Origin of the sequence: Streptomyces sp. BE303 (assembly GCF_036290945.1) — a bacterium.
Classification (GTDB): Bacteria; Actinomycetota; Actinomycetes; order Streptomycetales; family Streptomycetaceae; genus Kitasatospora.
Genome location: NZ_JAQYWZ010000542.1, coordinates 1 through 855 on the forward strand (window position 1 = coordinate 1; position 855 = coordinate 855).

Genomic DNA, 855 nt, shown 5'->3' on the forward strand with positions numbered 1-855 from the left:
CGGCGTTGCTGCACCGGCTCGGCGGTGGTGACGACGTCCCGTTGGGCACGCCGGTCGCCGGGCGCGGCGGGGAGGCCGCGCTGGACGGGCTGGTGGGCTTCTTCGTCAACACGGTGGTGCTCCGCGCCGACCTGTCGGGCGGTCCGACCTTCGCCGAACTGCTCGACCGGGTCCGGGCCGCGGACCTCGCCGCCCTCGACCACGCCGACGTGCCGTTCGGCCGGGTCGTCGAGGTCGTCAACCCGCCGCGCGCGCTCGGCCGCCACCCGCTCTTCCAGACCCTGGTGTCGCACAACACCGTCACCCTGGACACGTCGGTGATGTTCGGCCACCCGGCCCGGATGGAGCAGGTCGACCCGGGCACGGCCCGCTTCGACCTGGAGTTCACCTTCGCCGACACCGCGCACGGGGACGATCTCGACCTGCGCCTGTTCTACTCGGCCGACCTGTTCGACCGGCCGACCGCCGAGGCCCTGTCCGGCCGGCTGCTGCGGCTGCTGGAGCAGGCGGTGGCCGATCCCGCCGCGCGCGTCGACGACCTGGAGCTGCTGGATCCCGCCGAACTGGCCGGGCTGCTCGCCCCCGGCGAGGCGGTGGGTGTGGTTCCGGTGGTGGGTTCGGTGGTGGAGCGGTTCGAGGGGTGGGTGCGGGAGGCGCCGGGTGCGGTGGCGTTGGTGGTGGGTGGGGAGTCGTTGACGTACGGGGAGTTGGGGGAGCGTTCGGCGCGGTTGGCGTCGGTGTTGGTGGGTCGGGGGGCCGGTCCGGGTCGTTGGGTGGGGTTGGCGTTGCCGCGGTCGGTGGACCTGGTGGTGGCGATGGTGGCGGTGTTGCGGTCGGGGGCGGGGTATCTGCCGC

The 855-nt window shown here is 74.0% G+C and carries 1 protein-coding gene; it reads left to right on the forward strand.

Annotated elements, in window-relative coordinates; all coding sequences use genetic code 11:
* A partial coding sequence (locus tag PUR56_RS12295; protein ID WP_329948913.1) for a condensation domain-containing protein occupies positions 1 to 855 on the forward strand: 855 nt, incomplete at both ends.